The following is a 19,269-nucleotide window of genomic DNA, read 5'->3' as shown; positions in this document are numbered from 1 at the left end:
TTGTCAGGCAATACCTAAGTATCGCCCAGCGATACGTCCTTCCGATCAGGGACGCTGGGCCGCCCGGAACAGGGAATGCCATGCGGGTCGCACTTGCCGGCTTCTTGCACGAGACCAACACCTTCGCCCCGGTCCCGGCCGGGATGGAGGCGTTCGAGGTCGGCGGCGGGTACATCCCGCTGAGCCGCGGGGCAGAGATCGAATTGCGAGCCGAGGGCGTGAACCTCGGGATCGCGGGCGCGCTTGGCGTCGCGCGGCAGCGCGGCTGGCAGACGGTGCCGATCCTCTGGGCCGGGGCCATTCCCTCGGCGAAGGTGAAAGAGGACGCCTTCGAGACGATCGCGGAAGAGATCACCGCGGGCCTGCGCGCTGCCGGTCCGCTGGACGGCGTCTTCCTCGACCTGCACGGCGCGATGGTGGCCGACCATGTCGATGACGGCGAGGCCGAGATCGCGCGGCGCGTCCGCGACGTGGTCGGGCCGAACGTGCCGATCGTCGCCGCGCTGGACCTGCACGGCAACATTTCCGAGACGTTCGCCCGCACCGTCGACGGACTCGTCGGCTTCCGGACCTATCCGCACGTGGACATGGCCGAGACCGGCGCGCGCGCGGCGACGCTGCTGCACGAGATCATGACCGATGGGAGGCGCCCCGCCTGTGCCTTCCGCCGGATAGACTACTTGGTGCCGATCCCGTTCCAGACCACCGACACGGCCCCGGCGGATGCGCTGTATGCCGACCTCGCGGCGGTCGAGGCGGACGGGGCGGGCGTTCGGGCGGCCTCGCTCTTCATGGGGTTCCCGGCCGCGGACATTCCTGATTGCGGACCCGTGACGGTCGTCTACGCGGACACGCAGGCGGCGGCGGACGGCGCGGCCCACGCGATCGCATCCGCCTATGCCGCCGCCGAGGAGCAGTTCGCCGGGCAGTCCTACGAAGCCGACGATGCGATCGCCGAGGCGGCGGCACGCGCGGCGCAGGTAAAGCGCCCGGTCGTGATCGCCGACACGCAGGACAATCCCGGAGCGGGCGGCGTCTCGGCCACGACCGGCCTGTTGCGGGCGTTGGTCGCGGCGGGCGCGGAGCGGGCGGCGATCGGCCTCATCGTCGACCCGGAGACCGCCCGGGCGGCGCACGAGGCCGGCACAGGCGCAAGCGCGCATTTCCGGATCGGCGGCCACCCGTCGGTGGCAGGCGACGCACCTCTCGAAACCGAGGCCAAGGTCGAATGCCTGTCCGACGGCAAGCTGCGCGCGACCGGCCCGTACTACGGCGGGACGGCGCTGGATCTGGGCCCCTCGGCGTGCCTGCGCATCGGCGGCGTTCGTGTCGTCGTCACCAGCCGTATCGCCCAGATGGCCGACCGCGAGATGTTCCGCTTCGTCGGCATCGTGCCCGAGGACCAGGCGATCCTGGTGGTGAAGAGCTCGACGCATTTCCGCGCGGATTTCGCACCGATCTCGGCCGACATCCTGGTCGCGGTGTCGCCCGGTCCGATGCCACTCGACCCCGGCGATCTGCCTTTCACCCGGCTGCGGCCGGGTCTGCGCCTTTCCCCGAACGGCCCCGCCTTCGGGGAGTCGCGTGCGTCTTCCGCACGCCCCGACACCGGCGATGCCGCCGGCGTCCAATACCGCCAAGAAGACGTCATCCAACAGGGGAGACACCCATGAAGACCCTCAGAGAAACCCTGCCCGGGGCCCGCACGGTTGCCGCGGCGCTGCTGGCGAGCGGCGCGCTGCTGGCGCCCGCCGCCGCGACCGCGCAGGACGACGCGACCACGATCACCGCGGTCATGCATTCCGGCCTGCGCGTCCTCGACCCGGTCATCACGACCGCGCATATCACCCGCAACCACGGCTACATGATCTACGACGTGCTGACGGCCGTGGACGAGAATTTCGAGCCGCAGCCGCAGATGGCCGACTGGGAGATCTCCGGGGACGGGCTGACCTACACCTTCACCCTGCGCGACGGGTTGATGTTCCACGACGGGGCGCCGGTGACCGGTGCCGACGTCGTCGCGTCGCTGAACCGCTGGGGCGAGCGCGACTCTGGCGGGCAGCTGATCTTCGACGTGACCGAAAGCCTGGAAGCGCCCGATGACAAGACCATCGTCTGGACCCTGTCCGAGCCGTTCCCGCCGCTGATGGACGTGATCTCGAAGCAGTCGGCCGTGCCGCCCTTCATCATGCCCGCGCGCGTGGCCGAAACCTCGGCCGACGAGACGATCACCGAGTATGTCGGCTCGGGCCCCTTCGTGTTCAACGAAGAGGAATACGAGCCGGGCGTGTCCGTCACCTACGAGAAGTTCGACGATTACGTCCCGCGCGAGGAAGAGCCTTCCTGGATGGCCGGCGGCAAGGTGGTAAACGTCGACCGCGTCGTCTGGACCACGATGCCCGACAACCTGACCGCGATGAACGCGCTGGCCGCCGGGGAAATCGACTATCTCGAGCAGGTGCAGATCGACCTGATGCCGATCCTCGAAAGCGCGCCAGGCGCGGTCGTGGAGATGCGCGACCCGCTGGGTTACGTCACCATCGGACGGCCGAACTTCCTGCATCCCCCGTTCGACAACAAGCTGGTCCGCCAGGCCGCGCTGGCGGCGTTGGGCCAGGAAGAGATGCTGGCCACGATGCAGGGCGACCCGGAATACTACAACGTCTGCGGCGCGATCTTCGGCTGCTCGACGCCGCTGGGCGACGAAAGCGGCTCGGACATCGTGACCGGTGGCCCGAACCCCGAACGGTCGAAGGAGCTGCTCGAGGAAGCCGGCTATGACGGCACGCCGATCGTGCTGATGGCACCGACGGACGTGGTCAGCCTGGTCAACCAGCCGGTCGTGGCCGCGCAGGCCCTGCGCGAGGGCGGCTTCGAGGTCGACATGCAGTCGATGGACTGGCAGTCGGTCGTGCAGCGCCGCGCGCAGCAGGCGCCCATTGGCGAGGGCGGCTGGAACATGTTCTTCACCAACTGGATGGTCCCCGAGATCTCGGACCCGCTGATCAACGTGATGGTCAACGGCCGCGGCGACGACGCCTGGTTCGGCTGGCCCACCGATCCCGAGATCGAGGAGATGCGCAGCGCCTTCGTCGACGCCTCCTCCCCCGAAGAGCAGAAGGAGATCGCCGTCCAGATCCAGGAACACGTGATGGACAACGTGAACTACATCATGATGGGCGAGTACCTGATCCCGCAGGCGCGGCGGGAGAACATCCAGAACATGATCCAGTCGCCGGTCCCGGTGTTCTGGAACATGACCAAGGAAGCCGAGTGATCCGTCATTCCGGCCGGGGGCGCGCGATCGTGCGCCCCCGAACCCCCGCGCCCACGTTTTTCGCCACGGAGGCCCGCGCGTGTTCGTCTACATCCTGAAGCGCCTGCTCGCCACGATCCCGGTGCTGCTGATCGTCGCGATCTTCGTCTTCCTGCTGCTGCGGCTGACGCCCGGCGACCCGGCCGCGATCCTGGCCGGCGACGCCGCGACGCCCGCGCAACTCGAAAGGATCCGCGACCGATTGGGGCTCAACGATCCGCTGCACATCCAGTTCTTCACCTGGTTCGGCCAGATGCTGCAGGGCGACCTGGGCACCTCGCTGATCTCGAACACGGACGTGGTCGACATGGTGACCGACCGTCTTGTCCCGACCATCAACATCGCCGTCATGACCATCGTGATCTCGGTCCTGCTGGCCGTGCCCATGGGCGTGATCGCCGCGTGGCGCCACCGGACGTGGATCGACTTCGCGGTCATGTCATTCTCGGTGCTGGGCTTTTCCGTGCCGGTCTTCGTGATCGGCTACATCCTGATCCAGATCTTCGCGATCGAGCTGCGCTGGGTGCCCGTGCAGGGCTATGCCTCGCCGTCGGACGGGATCGGTGCGTTCTTCAGCCGTGCGATCCTGCCGTCGCTAACGCTGGCCACGATCTACGTGGCATTGATCGCGCGCATGACCCGCGCCTCGATGCTCGAGGTGCTGGGCGAGGACTACGTGCGCACCGCCCGCGCCAAGGGCGTGCGCGAGAACGTCGTGCTGTTCCGCCACGCGCTGCGCAACGCCGCGGTGCCAATCCTGACGATCATCGGAACCGGCTTCGCGCTGCTGATCTCGGGCGTGGTGGTGACCGAGAGCGTGTTCAACATCCCCGGCATCGGACGGCTGACCGTCGATGCGATCCTCGCGCGCGACTACCCGGTGATCCAGGCGATGATCCTGCTGACCGCGGGCATCTACGTGATGGTGAACCTGCTCGTCGACGTCTCCTATTCCTTCTTCGACCCGAGGATCCGGTACTGATGACAGAGATCCCGACCTCCCGTCACAGCGCGTTCCAGGTGCTGACCGGCCTGTTTTCCCTGCCCGCTGGCGCGCGGCTGGGCCTTGGCCCGGCGATCGCGGCCGTGGTGCTGGTGATCATCGTGGTGGCATCCATCGCGGCGCCACTCTACGTGCCCTACGACCCGCTGGCGATGGACGCGATGTCCCGTCTGCGCCCGCCGTCCGAGGACTTCCTGCTGGGCACCGACCCCTACGGGCGCGACATCTTCAGCCGGGTAATGACCGGCGGACGGGTGTCGCTGCTGATCGGGGTGGGCGCCGCGGTCGTGTCGGTCGCGGTTGGGCTGATCATCGGCCTCGTCGCCGGGTTCTTCCGCGCGGCCGACGGCATCATCATGCGGATCATGGACAGCCTCATGGCGATTCCGGCGATCCTGCTGGCCATCGCGCTGGTGGCGCTGAATGGGCCGTCGCTGGGGTCGGTCATCATTGCCATCACCATTCCAGAGGTGCCGCGCGTGGTGCGGCTGGTGCGGTCTGTCGTGCTGTCCGCGCGCGAAGAGCCGTATGTCGAGGCTGCCATCGCGCTGGGCTCGTCCATGCCGAAGATCCTGATCCAGCACCTGATGCCGAACACCTTCGCGCCGCTGATCGTGCAGGGCACCTATATCTGCGCCTCGGCCATCCTGATCGAGGCGATCCTGTCCTTCCTCGGCGCCGGCGTGTCGACCGAGATCCCCACATGGGGCAACATCATGGCCGAGGGACGCAGCTACTTCCAGATCAAGCCGGGGCTGATCTTCTGGCCGGGGCTTCTGCTGTCGCTGTGCATCCTGTGCATCAACCTTCTGGGCGACACCGCGCGGGATCTTCTCGATCCGCGCCTGAAGAAGCGGGAGGGCTGAGATGCAGTTCAAGTCACGCGACCTCTCCGGCGCCAAGCGCATCCTCAAGATCCGGCAGCTCAAGGTCGGGCTGACCGGTCGGCCGGCGGCCGACCCGGTTCTCGACAAGATCGATCTCGATATTCGCGCGGGCGAGACGCATTGCCTGGTCGGTGAAAGCGGCTCGGGCAAGTCGGTGACCTCGCTGGCGACGATGGGCCTGCTGCCCAAGGACGCACTCGAGGTGCAGGGCGGGCTGATCGACCTCGAGGGGTTCGAGATCACAAATGCCACCCACGCGCAGATGCGCGAGCTGCGCGCGCAGCGCATCGCCATGATCTTCCAGGAACCGATGACCGCGCTCAACCCCGTGCTGCGCGTGGGCGAACAGATCGAGGAAGTGCTGAACATGCACACCGATCTGAACGCGGCCGAAGCGAAGAAGCGCACGCTCGACATCATGGACCAGGTCCACCTGCCGGACGTTAACCGCATCTATTCCGCCTTCCCGCACCAGCTTTCGGGCGGCCAGCGGCAGCGGATCATGATCGCGATGGCGCTGGTACTCGATCCCGACCTGCTGATCGCGGACGAGCCGACGACCGCGCTAGACGTAACCACGCAGCTGCAGATCCTCAAGCTGATCGAAGAGATGCAGGAACGCCACGGCACCGCCGTGCTGTTCATCACCCACGACATGGGCGTGGTGGCCGAGATCGCCGATACGGTCAGCGTGATGCAGAAGGGCAAGATCGTCGAAAGCGCGCCGATCCGCGAGCTGCTGACCAACCCGCAGAAGGACTATACCCGCAAGCTGCTGACCGCGGTTCCGAACCTCGCCCCGCGCCCGGCGCGGGCGGCTTCGGGCAAGCCGGCGGTGCTGGGGGTGAACGGGTTCGACATGACCTATGGCGGCAGCGGCTTTTTCCGCCGCTCCGAAGGCGTGCATGCCGCGCAGGACGTTACCTTCGACATCGCGTCGGGCCGCACGCTGGGCATCGTCGGCGAAAGCGGCTCGGGCAAGTCGACCGTCGCGCGCTGCATCATGCGCCTGATCGACCCGACCGGGGGCGAAGTGACCGTCGCCGGGACCGAGATCGCGCGCCTGTCGCGGCGTCAGCTTCAGCCGCACCGCAAGCACTTCCAGATCGTCTTCCAGGACCCCTACCGCTCGCTCAACCCGCGCTGGACGGTCGCGCGCTCGCTCTGCGAGGGGCCGATCAATTTCGGCACGCCCAAGGCCGAGGCGATGAAGCGCGCGGCCGAGCTTATGGAGCTGGTGAACCTGCCGCCCGACGCGCTCGACCGCTATCCGCACCAGTTCTCGGGCGGGCAGCGCCAACGCATCGCGATCGCCCGCGCCGTTGCGATGAAGCCCGATCTGCTGGTCGCGGACGAAGCAGTCAGCGCGCTCGACGTCAGCGTGCAGGCGCAGGTGCTGGACCTGCTGGACGACGTGCAGGAGCGGTTCGGCATCGCGATGCTGTTCATCACCCACGATCTGCGCGTCGCGGCGCAAATCTGCGACGAGGTCGTGGTCATGCAGAAGGGGCGGGTGGTCGAACAGGGCGCCGCCGGAGACGTTTTGTCCAATCCGCGGCACGAATACACCAAAAGCCTGATCGAGGCCGCCCCCGGCCGGCACTGGGATTTCGCCAACTTCCGCGCGCTCGACGGCGCGCCCGCAGCACAAGGAGCCACCCCATGAGCGTCATTCCCAAGATCGAGGCCTTCGCCGCCGAGCTGACCGAGATCCGGCAGGACTTCCACGCCCATCCCGAACTCGGGTTCGAGGAAACCCGCACCGCGGGCATCGTCGCCGAGAAGCTGCGCGCCTGGGGCGTGGACGAGGTGCACGAGGGCATCGGCGGCACCGGCGTCGTCGGCATCGTCAAGGGAACGGGCGGCGGCAACCGGCGCGTGGGCCTGCGCGCCGACATGGACGCGCTGCCGATAACCGAGGCGTCGGGCGTCGCCTACGCCTCGACCAACCCCGGCAAGATGCATGCCTGTGGCCATGACGGCCACACCACCATGTTGCTGGGCGCCGCGCGCTACCTCGCCGAGACACGGGATTTCGACGGAACCGTGGTGCTGATCTTCCAGCCCGCCGAGGAGGGGCTTGGCGGGGCGCGCCGGATGCTTGCCGACGGGCTGTTCGACCGCTTCCCCTGCGACGAGATCTACGGGATGCACAACGACCCGAACTCGGACCCCGGCGTGGTCACCGTGACGCCCGGGCCGGCGATGGCGGGGGCGAGCTTCTTCGACATCACCGTGAAGGGCACCGGCAGCCACGCCGCGATGCCGCACCAGTCGAAGGACCCGATCTTTATCGGCACGGCGCTGGTCCAGCAGCTTCAAAGCCTCGTCAGCCGCAACACCCCGCCGACCAAGCCGGTCGTGCTGTCGGTGACAACGTTCAACGCGGGCTCGGCCTACAACGTGGTGCCGGACACGGCGACCATCACCGGGACGATCCGCTACTTCCACGACGACGTGATCACGATGATCGAGACCCGCGTGCGCGAGCTTTGCGCCGGGCTGGGCCAAGCCTACGGGATCGAGATCGACGTCGAGATGCGCAACGTCTTCGACGTGCTGATGAACGACCCCGAGCTGTCGGACGCCTACGTGGCGGCCGCGTCCGAGATCGTCGGCGCATCAGGCGCGCGCATCTCGGACGAACAGGCCACCGGGTCCGAGGATTTCGCAGACATGCTCAAGGTCGTGCCGGGGGCGTATTGCCGCGTCGGGCACGCCGGGTCGATCCCGCTGCACAACCCGGCCTTCGTGCTGGATGACGCGATCCTGCCGGTGGGCGCGTCCGTCTACGCGCGGCTGGTGGAAATGCGCCTGCCGCTCGGCGCGAAAGGCTGAGCACCGCGCCTGAAGGATAACGCACTTCCCGGCGCGCAGGTGACGCGGCCGGGGCAAGGAGCCTCACGATGACGAACCCCCTCGACCTGCCCTTCGCTGCCGACGAGATGCTGGCGGGGCTGAAGCCCTGGATCGAGACCGAAAGCCCGACCTTCGACGCCGCGGCGGTAAACCGGATGATGGACCTCGTGCAGCACGAACTGGCCGCGCTGGGTGCGATCACCGAGCGTATCCCAGGCCGCATGGGTCTGGGCGACAGCGTGCGGGCGACGATGCCCCACCCGCGGGCGGGCGAGGGCGGCATCCTGCTGCTGGGGCATCTCGACACGGTGCACCCAGTCGGCACGCTGGGCGTGCTGCCGTTCAAGCGCGAGGGTGACATCTGCTACGGCCCCGGCCTGATGGACATGAAGGGCGGCAACTACGTCTACCTCGACGCGCTGCGCAAGCTGCTGGCCGCGGGGATCGAGACGCCGCTGCCGGTCACGGTGCTGTTCACCCCGGACGAGGAGATCGGCACGCCTTCGACCCGCGAACTGATCGAGACCGAGGCGAAGCGCCACAAGTACATCCTGGTGCCCGAACCCGCCCGCCCCGACGGCGGCGCCGTCATCGGCCGCTACGCCATCGCGCGGTTCAACCTGCAGACGCGCGGCAAGCCCAGCCATGCGGGGTGGCAACTGGCCAAAGGTCGGTCCGCCATCGCCAAGATGGCCCGCGCCGTGGCCGAGATCGAGGGCATGACGACCGAGGATTGCACCTTCTCGCTGGGGGTCTTCCACGCGGGGCAGTGGGTCAACTGCGTCTCGTCCGTCTGCGACGCCGAGGTGCTGACCATGGCCAAGACGCAAGGCCTGCTGGACGAGGGCGTGAAGAAGATGCTGGCGCTCAATGACCCCGAGGCCGAGGTAGTAATGGAGGTGCGTCGCGGGGTGACCCGCCCGGTCTGGGAGCCTGACCAGCCCGGCACGATGGCGATGCTGAAGCTGGCGCAAGAGATCGCGGGCGAGATCGGGTTCGAGATGTCCGGCGCCTCGGCCGGGGGCGGCTCGGACGGCAACTTCACCGGCGCACTGGGCCTGCCGACGCTGGATTCCATTGGCGTGCGGGGCGCCGACCTGCACACGCTGAACGAGCACATCCACGTCGACAGCCTTGTGGAGCGGGCGCGGCTTGCCGCTGCGCTTTACTGCCGACTGGGCGCCTGACGCCCTAAGCCACTGAAATGCGTCTGGCGATGCGCGAATGCGGCATCGCCAGACAGCTCCTCTACGTCAAGCAGCAGCGGGTCAGACCAGGTCGGACATGCGGATCGGCAGGTGCCGCAGACGCTTGCCGGTCGCATGGTGCACCGCGTTCGCGATTGCGGCGGCGGTGCCGACGATGCCAAGCTCGCCGATGCCCTTGACGCCCAGCGGGTTCACGTAGTCGTCCTGTTCTTCCAGCATCTCGACCCGTACCTCGCGGATGTCGGCGTTCACCGGCACGAGATACTCGGCGATGTTGGCGTTCAGGAACCGCGCGCGCGGCTTGTCGACCTCGGTCACCTCGTGCAGGGCCGAGCCGATGCCCCAGACCATCCCGCCCAGAAGCTGCGAATGTGCCGTCTTGCGGTTCAGCCAGGTGCCGGCGGCGAAGGCGCCGTGCAGGCGCGGCACGCGGATCTCGTGCGTCCAGCGGTGCACGTGCACCTCGGCCATCTCGGCGCCGAAGGCGAACATCGCGAATTCCGGCGTCACCGGTCCGGCCGTGCCGTAGCCGCCTGCGAAGGTCGCGCGGATCAGCTGGTCCGTAAGCGCGGGGTGGCGGAATTCGCCGATGACCTCGATCTCTCCCGCGGGCGTCGAGGCGAGCGCCTCGACCAGCGGCTGAGATTGCCCGCCGGGGCCGCGCAGCACGCCGTTATCCAGCGTGATCTGCGAAGGATCGACGCCAGACAGCGGGCCTTCGGACTGCGCCGAGACCTGCTGCGCTACGGCCCGGCCGATCCGCAGGCACGCGTCGTGCACCGCCGACCCGGCCGAGGCCGCGGTGGTCGAGCCGCCCGAGATCGGTGCCACGGGCAGATCGGCCAGGCCCATCACCACGTCGCAGGATTTGACCGGCAGGCCAAGCCGCGCGGCGGCGATCTGCGCGAAGATCGTGTAGCTGCCGGTGCCCACGTCGTGAGCCGCCAACTCGATATAGGCTCCGCCCGTGCCCTGCATCCGGACGCGCGCGTTCGACGCCAGCAGGTTGGTCGGATAGGTCGCCGTCGCGCAGCCGTAGCCCACCAGCCAGTCGCCGTCGGTCATGCTGCCGGGCTCGGTCGTGCGGTCGTTCCAGCCGAAGCTTTCGGACACCGCGTCGTAGCTTTCCATGAGCGAGCGCGACGAGAACGGCACGTCGGCCACGGGATGGCGGTCGGTGTCGTTCACGCGGCGGAACTCGACCGGGTCCATGTCGAGCTTGTGCGCAAGCTCGTCCATCGCCTGTTCCAGCCCGAAGAAGGTCTGCATCTCGTTCGGGGCGCGCATGAACCCGCCGGTGTTGGTGTCCGACCGCGCCAGTCGCTGCTCGGTATGGATGTTCGGGCTGGCGTACATGGCGCGCGTGATGTGCGTGCCTGGGTTGACGACGTCGTCGAACTGCGAGGTCTGGGCGATCTCGATGTGTTCGAACGCCGTGAGCTTGCCGTCCGCCGCCGCGCCGAGGCGGAACTTCTGCACGCTCTCGGGGCGGAAGGTGGCGACGGTGTACATCTGCGGCCGCGTCACGATCAGCCGCACCGGCGCGCCCACGGCCTTGGCCGCGGCGATCGTCAGCATCGTGTAGGGCGTGATCCCCGCCTTCGAGCCGAACGCCCCGCCCACGAAGGGCGAGATCACCCGCACCGACGTCTCGGGCAGGCCGTAGGCCGCGGCGATGCCCCCGCGCAGGGTGCGCACCGATTGCGAGGGCATCCAGACCGTCAGCCGGTCGCCGCGCCATTCGGCGGTGGCGGCGAACATCTCCATCGGGTTGTGGTGCTGGAACGGCGTCGTGTACTCGACGTCGATGGATTGCGCCGCTTCCGAAAGGCCCTGTTCGATGTCGCCCTTGGTGGTGATCATCTCGCCTTCGCGGCCCTCGACGACGAAGCTTTCCTCGGGGTCCATGTGGGCGTGGGCTTCGGCCCCCTCGTAGGTCGCGTCGATCAGCTGCGCGCCTCGCCGCGCCGCGGCGGCGGTCTCGGCCACCACGTAGGCGATCGGCTGGCCGGCATACTTGATCTCGGTCCCTTCCATCGGCCAGAAGCTGGCCGAGCCGGGGCCGCCGGCATAGAAGCCCTTGACCGTCTTGTAGTCCGGCAGGTTGTCGTGGGTGAAGACCGCGACGACGCCCGGTTCGGCCTCGGCACGGGTGGTGTCAATGCCGGTCAGCGTGCCGACGGCGATGTTCGAGGTCGCCAGCGCGCCGTGCAACATGCCGGCGGGGATGACGTCTGCGGCGTAGGTCGCCGTCCCGGTCACCTTGCGCGGCGCGTCGGTGCGGGTCACGGCTGTGTTGATCGTCTGGGCCATCATTCGCCTCCGTTCATGCGCGACTTGGCGGTCAGCAGCGCGCCGGCGACGACGTCGGCGCCGAGCGGGATCTTGTAGGCCGAGCCTTCGAGCGGGGTGGCATCGGCGAACGCGATGCGGCCGGCCTCGCGGGCTGTGTCCTCGGTCAGCGGACCACCCTTCAGGAACTCCTCGGCCTCGGTTGCGCGCCACGGAATCGAGGCGACGCCGCCCAGACCGATGCGCACGTCGCGCACGGTGTCGCCGTCCATCTCGACGCCGACGGCGGCCGAGGCGCTGGCGAAGGCATAGCTTTCGCGGTCGCGCGCCTTGAGGTAGTGGCTGGCCTTCAGCGCGGGGATGACGGGCACGGTGATGCCGGTGACGATCTCGCCGGGTTCAAGCACCGTCTCGACCTGTGGTGTGTCGCCGGGCAACACGTGCAGCTGGTCGAAGGGGATCGTACGGGTGCCGCCGGGTCCTTGCGTCGAGACCGACGCGTCGAACGCGATCAGCGCCTGCGCGAAATCGCCCGGATACATCGCCACGCAGGCGTCCGAGCCGCCGAAGATGGCGTGCAGGTTGGTCAGCCCGCCGTCCAGCGCGGCACAGCCCGAGCCGGGGTCGCGCTTGTTGCACTGTGCATAGGCGGTGTCGCGGAAATAAGGGCAGCGGGTGCGCTGCAGGATGTTCCCGCCCAGTCGCGCGGCGTGGCGCAACTGCGGGCTGGCGGCCTTCCACAGCGACTCGGTCAGCACCGGGGCCGCATCCTTCATGGCGTCGTCGCTGGCCACGTCGGCCATCCGCGCCAGCGCGCCGAAGTCGATCCGGTCCGCGCCGATCTCGTACCCTTCGAGGCCGGGCAGGCCAGTGATGTCCACCAGCGCTTCTGGCTCGCGCACGCCGATCTTCATCAAGTCGACCATCGTGGTGCCGCCCGCAAGGATGTCCGCGCCCTCGACCCGGGCGGCATCAATGGCGTCCGACAGGCTTTCGGGGCGGTAATAGGAAAAGTTGTCCATGGGTCAGCCCTTCCTGCTGTCGCGCACGGTCTCGACCGCGGCGACGATGTTGGGATAGGCGCCGCAGCGGCAGAGATTGCCGCTCATGTATTCGCGGATCTCGGCGGCATCGGTGGCGTGGCCCTCGTCGATGCAGGCGATGGCCGACAGGATCTGGCCCGGGGTGCAATAGCCGCACTGGAAGGCGTCGTTCTCGGCGAAGGCCTGCTGCATGGGGTGCAGGTTGCCCGCGGGATCGGCCAGCCCCTCGACGGTGACGACCTCGGCGCCGTCTGCGGCCATCGCGAGCGTCAGGCACGAGTTCACGCGCCGGCCGTTCAGCAGCACGGTGCAGGCGCCGCACTGGCCCTGGTTGCAGCCGATCTTGGTGCCCGTCAGGCCCAGCCTGTCGCGCAGCGCCTCGACCAGCGTGGTGCGCGGCTCTACCGTGACGGTGCGGCGCTGGCCGTTGACGTTCAGCGTGATTTGCGGCTGTTCGTCGGGGGCGACATCGGGTCCCGATTGCTGGGCCTCGGCGCTGCCCGGGCCGACGCCCAGGGCGGCGCCGATCGCGCCAGATGATCCGAGAAAGCTGCGACGGGACAGGCCCGCGCGGGGCGGGGACGGGTGCTTGGTCATGGGCCCTCCAGGGAAATCCAATCTCGTTTCGGGGGGCCGTACCGGCCATACTCACCTGCCCACTCAATCCCCCGGCCCGCGACAGGGTTCCTTCTTCTTCGGGTATTTCCTCGACGCCGCGGGCCATGCCCGGTTCGCGTGCATCGAGTCGTCAACAGGATGCCCGCCGATCGGGCAGCCGCCGAAATGTCGCGTAAAAACGCAGCCCTTCGTCCGTCATCCGGCGCTGTTGCGCGGTCTTGATTGAGTGGCCGTTTCTTCCGTCACACCCTTGCCCAGTCACCGAGGCCAAGCAGGGGAATCCGCTCATGTCCGACGCGCAGATCGTGGAACTGGCGGCCGTGACCAAGCGATACGATGGCGCGCTGGCCGTGGACGCCATCAGCCTCAAGATCGCGGCGGGAAGCTATTGCTGCCTTCTGGGACCGTCGGGCTGCGGCAAGTCCTCGACGCTGCGGATGATCGCGGGGCACGAGGACGTGACCGACGGCGACATCATGATCGGCAGCCGGGTCGTGAACGACGATCCCCCGGCCAAGCGCGGCACGGCGATGATGTTCCAGAGCTACGCGCTGTTCCCGCATCTCAGCGTCGCCGAAAACGTGGCGTTCTCGCTGCGCATGAAGGGCGTGGGCCGCGACGAACGCCTGGGCCGCGCGGCGAAGATGCTCGATCTCGTGTCGATGACCGAGTTCGCCGACCGCCCGCCGAACCAACTGTCGGGCGGGCAGCAGCAGCGGGTGGCGCTGGCCCGCGCGCTGATGACCGAACCGTCGGTGCTTCTGCTGGACGAGCCGCTGTCCGCGCTCGACCCGTTCCTGCGCGTGCGGATGCGGTCCGAGCTGCGGCGCATCCAGGCCGAGCTTGGCATCACCTTCATCCACGTCACGCACAGCCAGGAAGAGGCGATGGCGCTGGCCGACATGGTGGTCGTGATGAACGACGGCCGCATCGCCCAGGCCGGGCCGCCGCGCGAAATCTACAATGCTCCGCGGACGGCCTTCGTCGCGCGCTTCATCGGCGGGCACAACATCCTCGAGGATCGCGGCCGCACGATCACGCTGCGCGCCGACGACATCGACGTCGTCCCTGCGGCAGAGGCGACAGACGCCCACCGCCGCGCGACCGTCAGCGAGATCGAGTATCGCGGCCCCGACGTGCGGCTGGGTCTCGAGACCGACACCGGCGAAAGCCTGACCGCGGTGATGGCCGAACGCGCGTTCTTCGACCGCCCGCTGTCGCCCGGCACGTCCGTGGCGATCGGCTGGCGGCCCGACGCGGTGCACGAGCTGGCGCACGAAGCCTGATCCGCCGGCCCGACGCCTACCCATAAAAAGAAGTCAACAGGAGAGAGAAGATGACAGACAAGACGATCAAGTCCGGCACCACGCGCCGAAGTGTCCTGAAAGGCGCTGCGGCGCTGGCCGGCTCGGCCGCGTTTCCTGCGCCCTTCGTGCACGCGCAGGAGCGAGTGACCCTGCGCTACCTGTCGACGGCCGTGAACCAGTCGCCCGGCATCGCGCAGAAGGCGTCCGAGGACCTGGGCATCGACATCGAGTACATCGCCGTGAACACCGACGAGGTGCCGCGCCGCGTCATCACGCAGCCGAACTCGTTTGACTTGGTGGACTCCGAGTACTTCTCGCTGCCGAACCTTGTGCCGTCGGGCAACATGAAGGGCATGGACGCCAGCCGCATCGAGCGGATCGACCAGCTTGCCAGCGTCATCGCCGAAGGCACCGTGAACGGCGAGAAGGTCGGCTGGGACGGCACCGCCCCGCACGAGGTCCTGTACCTCGAAAGCCAGGACGCCACGACCTTCGCCAGCGAGCCGACCGAGTGGATCACCCTGATCCCGACCACCTACAACGCCGACACGCTGGGCCTGCGCCCCGATCTCATCGGCAAGGAGATCACGTCCTGGGCGTCGCTGCTCGACCCCGAGTTCGCGGGCAAGACGTCGATCCTCAACATCCCGTCGATCGGCATCATGGACGCCGCCATGGCCATCGAGGCGCGTGGCGACATCACGTACGGCGACAAGGGCAACATGACCCGCGAAGAGATCGACTTCACCATCGAGAAGCTGATCGAGGCGAAGCGCGCGGGCCAGTTCCGTGCCTTCTGGTCGAACTTCCAGGAATCCGTGAACCTGATGGCCTCGGGCGAGGTGGTGCTGCAGTCGATGTGGTCGCCCGCTGTCACGGCCGTGCGGACCCAGGGCATTCCCTGCGTCTACCAGCCCCTGCAGGAAGGCTATCGCGCCTGGGCGTCGGGCTTCGGCCTGCCCACGACGATCGAAGGCCGCAAGGAAGACGCCGCCTACGAGTTCATCAACTGGTTCCTGTCCGGCTGGGCCGGCGCACACCTGTCCAAGCAGGGCTACTACCCCGCCGTGCTGGAGACCGCGCAAGAGTACATGGAGCCCTACGAGTGGGCCTACTGGTACGAGGGTCAGCCGGCCGAGCAGGACATCATGGCCCCCGACGGCCGCCTGCTGGAACAGGCCGGCGCGGTGCGCGACGGCGGTTCCTACTGGGAGCGCATGGGCGCCGTCGCCTGCTGGAACGCGGTCATGGACGAGAACCAGTACATGGTTCGCAAGTGGAACGAGTTCATCGCGGCGTGAGCAGCGTGGGCGACACCGTCACGGAGGTCCGGCACGACCGGGCCTCCACCCGCCGGCGGGGCAAGGCGCGCCGCATGGGACCGGCGCTGGTGCCCTATCTCCAGGCGGCGCCGATGGCGCTGGTGTTCCTGGTCTTCTTCGTTCTGCCGCTTGCCGCGACGATTGCGGTCAGCTTCTGGCAGTACACCCAATACTCGATCGAACCGGCCTTCACCGCGCAGAATTACGGCGACGTCTTCTACGGCTGCCTGCGCGACCTGCCTGAGCTTTGCACGACCTTCCTGACATACTTGTCGACATTGAAATTCTGCCTGATCGTCTGGGCGACGACGCTGACCATCGGCTTCACCGTGGCGTATTTCCTGGCGTTCCACGTGCGGACGCTGAAGGTGCAGGTGATCTTCTTCCTGCTCTGCACGATCCCGTTCTGGACGTCGATCGTGATCCGAATGATCTCGTGGATCCCGCTTCTGGGACGCAACGGGCTGGTGAACCAGACGCTGATCTCGATGGGCTTGATCGACACCCCGCTCGAGGGGCTGCTCTATTCCGATTTCGCGGTGATTCTGGCGCTCACGCATCTTTATACGCTGTTCATGGTCGTCCCGATCTTCAATTCGCTGATGCGCATAGACCGGTCGCTGATCGAGGCCGCGCGCGACGCCGGCGCAAGCGGTTTCCAGACGCTGACCGCGGTGATCATCCCGCTCGCGAGGCCCGGCATCCTGATCGGGTCGATCTTCGTCGTCACGGTGGTGATGGGCGACTTCCTGACCATCGGCATCATGGGCGGACAGCAGATCGCGTCCGTGGGCAAGGTCATCCAGACGCAGATGCAGTTCCTGCAATTCCCGCTGGCGGCGGCGAACGCGGTCATCCTTCTGGGCGCCGTGCTGGTCGGGGTCTGGGCGCTGCTGCGGCTGGTCGACATCCGCAAGGAGCTTTGATCATGGCCGACCGTCGCCCGCGCTCGTTCTTCGGTCTGTCGCTGTTCTTCGCGGTGTTCCTGATGTTCCTCTACGGGCCGATGATCTCGATCCTCGTGCTCTCCTTCCAGGGACCCGAGGGCGGATTGGTCTTTCCGATGAACGGCATGTCGCTGCACTGGTTCGAACGGCTCTGGGCCGGGGGTGGGCAGGTCGAGATCGGCTCGGCCCTGCGGCGGTCCTTCGTCCTCGCGCTCGTGGTCATGGTGCTGACGGTGTCGATCTCGGTCCTGGCCGGGCTGGCCTTCCGCCGGCGGTTCCGGGGCTCCACGGTGCTGCTCTACGTCGCGATCGCCAGCCTGATCGTGCCGTCGATCGTCGTGTCGCTGGGCATCGCGCTGGAATTCCGCCTGCTCGACGAGGCGATCAAGGATTTCGGCGCCGCGGCCGGGATCGGGTGGATCCAGAACGATTTCGTCTCCGTGCTCGGGCCGTTCACCAGCGGCCTCGGCGCGCACCTGACCTGGACGCTGCCCTTCGGCCTGCTGATCATGTTCGCCGTCTTCAACCGGTTCGACCCGGCGTATGAAGAGGCCGCGCGCGACCTTGGTGCCACGCCCTGGCAGACGTTCCGCCACGTGACGCTGCCGATGATCGCGCCGTTCCTGATCGGCGTGGCGGTGTTCGGCTTCACGCTCAGCTGGGACGAACTCGCCCGTTCATCGCAGGTGATGGGGGCCGACAACACGCTGCCGATGCAGCTCGCCGCCAAGACGACCACCGTGACCGACCCCGAGATCTACGCGCTGGGCACGGCTACCACGGCCGGATCGGTGCTGCTGGTCATCGTGATGTTCACGCTGGCCAGCCTGATGCAGCGCCGGGGCGGCCGCGGCTGATGCGCATTCACGTGGTCAACCCCAACGCCAGCGAAAGCATGACCGCGGGCATCGCGGCGGCGGCCGAGGCGGCCGCGCCGCCGGGCGTCACCGTCACCACCACCGGCGCCGCTGGGGGACCCTTGTCGATCGAGGGGCCGGTGGACGGCGCGCTGGCCGTGCCGTGGATGCTGCGCCGCATCGAAGAGGCCGAAGCCACCGGCGCGGACGCGCACGTGATCGCCTGTTTCGACGACACCGGCCTCGATGCCGCACGCTGCATCGCGCGCGCGCCCGTCGTGGGTATCGGGGAGGCGGCGGCGCATTGCGCCACGCTGGTGGCCGACCGTTTCGCTATCGTCACCTCGGTGCCCGAGGCGCTGCCGGTGCTGCGCGGCAACCTTTCGCGCTACGGCCTGATGGGCCGCTGCGCCGGGCTGCGCGCGGCCGGTGCGCCGGTGCTCGACATCGACGCGGGCACGCCCGAGGCGCTTGCCGCGATCCGACGCGAGACGCGGGCCGCGATCGAACTGGACGGCGCCGACGCGATCGTGCTCGGCTGTGCAGGCATGGCCGCGCTCGCTGCCGCGCTGGCGGACGAGTTTGACTGCCCGGTGATCGAGGGGATCTCGGCCGGGCTGGCACTTTCCGCGGCGTTGGCCGGGGCGGGCCTGCGCACCTCGAAGCGCGGCGGCTACGCGATGCCGCGCAAGAAGGCGGCGACATGAGCATGCCCCGAACGGCGCCAGACCCTTGGAGACCGACATGACGCAGGACCCCGTGGCAGAGGCGAAGCGCGTCGTCGAAGCCTACCTCGAACGCTCGATGGCCCGGGATGCCGAAGGCGCGCGGCGCTACATGGCGCCCGATTGCACGGTAATCTTCACCGGCGGCCGCGCGATGGATGGACCCGAAGGGCCGCCAGCCTTCAACGCCAGACGCTACGCCTGGGTGAAGAAACGCTTCCTGCGCACCGACGCCGTGCTGGATCCCGACAGCGGCGCGGTCCATGTCTGGAACACCGGGCATCTCTACGGCGCCTGGCCGGACGGAGAGGCGTTCGACGGCAACCGCTACGTCGATTTCTTCGCCGTCAAGGACGGCCTGATCGTGCGCACCGAGGTCTGGAACGACAGCGCCGAGATCCTGCTGCACCGCGCGGGACTAGCCGAGGCGCCGCTGTAGACCCTTCGGAGGCGGGCAGAGCTGCGCCGCCTGGGTCGAAACGCAAATTCGTGACCGAGCGCATCTTGACCTTCCAGCGGGGTAAGACCCGATATCCGCTTCGGATGATCGAGGGGGATCGGGAATGAAACGGACACTCACGCTTGCAACCGCGCTGTCGCTCATGTCGGCGGCCGCGATGGCGCAGGGCGACACGCATGGCACGATGCACGGCAGCGACGACGGCCACATGATGTCGGGCGGTCCCGAGGCGATGCCAGCGGGCGACGGCCACCAGGCGCATGGCCCAAGCATGGGCGCCGGTTCGCCGGCCGCAGAGGCCTACCGCGCGGCGAATCTCGCGATGCACGAGGCGATGGACTTCGCCTTCACCGGCGACGCCGACGTCGACTTCGCCCGTGGCATGATCGGGCACCACCGCGGCGCGATCGACATGGCGCGGA

Annotated in this window: 17 protein-coding genes; 14 read left to right on the top strand and 3 right to left on the bottom strand. The window is 68.1% G+C overall.

The genetic code is table 11. The annotated features are described in order from the left end of the window. The first annotated feature begins 80 nt into the window (after positions 1-80). The 7 genes from ACFDTC_RS11100 to ACFDTC_RS11070 all read left to right on the top strand — a co-directional run bounded on the left by ACFDTC_RS11100 (position 81) and on the right by ACFDTC_RS11070 (position 9,255). Complete coding sequence (locus ACFDTC_RS11100; RefSeq protein ID WP_375258942.1) at positions 81-1,673, top strand: M81 family metallopeptidase; 1,593 nt, start codon at positions 81-83, stop codon at positions 1,671-1,673. After that, positions 1,670-3,280, top strand: a complete 1,611-nt coding sequence (locus ACFDTC_RS11095) for an ABC transporter substrate-binding protein (RefSeq protein WP_375258941.1) — start codon at positions 1,670-1,672, stop codon at positions 3,278-3,280. The genes ACFDTC_RS11100 and ACFDTC_RS11095 overlap by 4 nt, the downstream gene beginning before the upstream one ends. A gap of 79 nt (positions 3,281-3,359) precedes the next feature. Next, the gene (locus ACFDTC_RS11090; RefSeq protein ID WP_375258940.1) at positions 3,360-4,301 is read left to right on the top strand and encodes an ABC transporter permease; all 942 of its coding nucleotides are present in this window, start codon (positions 3,360-3,362) and stop codon (positions 4,299-4,301) included. Further along, positions 4,301-5,188, top strand: a complete 888-nt coding sequence (locus tag ACFDTC_RS11085; protein WP_375258939.1) for an ABC transporter permease — start codon at positions 4,301-4,303, stop codon at positions 5,186-5,188. Before ACFDTC_RS11090 ends, ACFDTC_RS11085 begins: the two co-directional genes overlap by 1 nt. A gap of 1 nt (position 5,189) precedes the next feature. After that, positions 5,190-6,875, top strand: coding sequence for an ABC transporter ATP-binding protein (locus ACFDTC_RS11080; protein ID WP_375258938.1), 1,686 nt, complete (start codon positions 5,190-5,192; stop codon positions 6,873-6,875). Next, positions 6,872-8,047 (top strand): M20 aminoacylase family protein, encoded by a 1,176-nt coding sequence (locus tag ACFDTC_RS11075; RefSeq protein WP_375258937.1) that lies wholly within the window; start codon positions 6,872-6,874, stop codon positions 8,045-8,047. Before ACFDTC_RS11080 ends, ACFDTC_RS11075 begins: the two co-directional genes overlap by 4 nt. A 68-nt stretch (positions 8,048-8,115) precedes the next feature. Then, positions 8,116-9,255: a M20/M25/M40 family metallo-hydrolase gene (locus ACFDTC_RS11070; protein ID WP_375258936.1), complete on the top strand. Its 1,140-nt coding sequence runs from the start codon at positions 8,116-8,118 to the stop codon at positions 9,253-9,255. 81 nt (positions 9,256-9,336) lie between these two features. Here the strand turns inward: ACFDTC_RS11070 and ACFDTC_RS11065 are convergent, their stop codons facing one another. The 3 genes from ACFDTC_RS11065 to ACFDTC_RS11055 are packed head-to-tail and all read right to left on the bottom strand — an operon-like array spanning position 9,337 to position 13,208. Further along, the gene (locus tag ACFDTC_RS11065; protein WP_375258935.1) at positions 9,337-11,589 is read right to left on the bottom strand and encodes a xanthine dehydrogenase family protein molybdopterin-binding subunit; all 2,253 of its coding nucleotides are present in this window, start codon (positions 11,587-11,589) and stop codon (positions 9,337-9,339) included. Continuing rightward, positions 11,589-12,590 (bottom strand): FAD binding domain-containing protein, encoded by a 1,002-nt coding sequence (locus ACFDTC_RS11060; protein ID WP_375258934.1) that lies wholly within the window; start codon positions 12,588-12,590, stop codon positions 11,589-11,591. Before ACFDTC_RS11060 ends, ACFDTC_RS11065 begins: the two co-directional genes overlap by 1 nt. Positions 12,591-12,593: 3 nt before the next feature. After that, entirely contained in the window at positions 12,594-13,208 is a 615-nt protein-coding gene (locus ACFDTC_RS11055; protein WP_375258933.1) for a (2Fe-2S)-binding protein, read from the bottom strand. A 308-nt stretch (positions 13,209-13,516) separates the two neighbouring features. On the opposite strand from ACFDTC_RS11055, the gene ACFDTC_RS11050 reads away from it, so the two are divergent. The 7 genes from ACFDTC_RS11050 to ACFDTC_RS11020 all read left to right on the top strand — a co-directional run. Next, a complete protein-coding gene (locus tag ACFDTC_RS11050; protein WP_375258932.1) occupies positions 13,517-14,515 on the top strand; it encodes an ABC transporter ATP-binding protein in 999 nt (332 codons plus the stop codon). Between the two features lie 50 nt (positions 14,516-14,565). Then, on the top strand, positions 14,566-15,837 hold the full coding sequence (locus tag ACFDTC_RS11045; RefSeq protein ID WP_375258931.1) for a PotD/PotF family extracellular solute-binding protein: 1,272 nt from the start codon (positions 14,566-14,568) through the stop codon (positions 15,835-15,837). Positions 15,838-15,911: 74 nt separating this feature from the next. Then, positions 15,912-16,784, top strand: coding sequence for an ABC transporter permease (locus ACFDTC_RS11040; protein ID WP_375258930.1), 873 nt, complete (start codon positions 15,912-15,914; stop codon positions 16,782-16,784). Positions 16,785-16,786: 2 nt separating this feature from the next. Beyond that, positions 16,787-17,662, top strand: a complete 876-nt coding sequence (locus ACFDTC_RS11035) for an ABC transporter permease (RefSeq protein ID WP_375258929.1) — start codon at positions 16,787-16,789, stop codon at positions 17,660-17,662. Then, positions 17,662-18,369: an aspartate/glutamate racemase family protein gene (locus tag ACFDTC_RS11030; protein ID WP_375258928.1), complete on the top strand. Its 708-nt coding sequence runs from the start codon at positions 17,662-17,664 to the stop codon at positions 18,367-18,369. The genes ACFDTC_RS11035 and ACFDTC_RS11030 overlap by 1 nt, the downstream gene beginning before the upstream one ends. A 37-nt stretch (positions 18,370-18,406) precedes the next feature. Continuing rightward, entirely contained in the window at positions 18,407-18,826 is a 420-nt protein-coding gene (locus tag ACFDTC_RS11025; protein WP_375258927.1) for a nuclear transport factor 2 family protein, read from the top strand. 124 nt (positions 18,827-18,950) lie between these two features. Next, positions 18,951-19,269 (top strand): DUF305 domain-containing protein (locus ACFDTC_RS11020; protein ID WP_375258926.1); only part of this gene is annotated, 319 nt, incomplete at its 3' end.

It is taken from the genome of Citreimonas sp., assembly GCF_042096055.1.
In the GTDB taxonomy this organism is placed as follows: Bacteria; Pseudomonadota; Alphaproteobacteria; order Rhodobacterales; family Rhodobacteraceae; genus Citreimonas.
The sequence above is the reverse complement of the archived record's forward strand: the minus strand, read 5'-3'. Positions and strand labels throughout refer to the sequence as shown.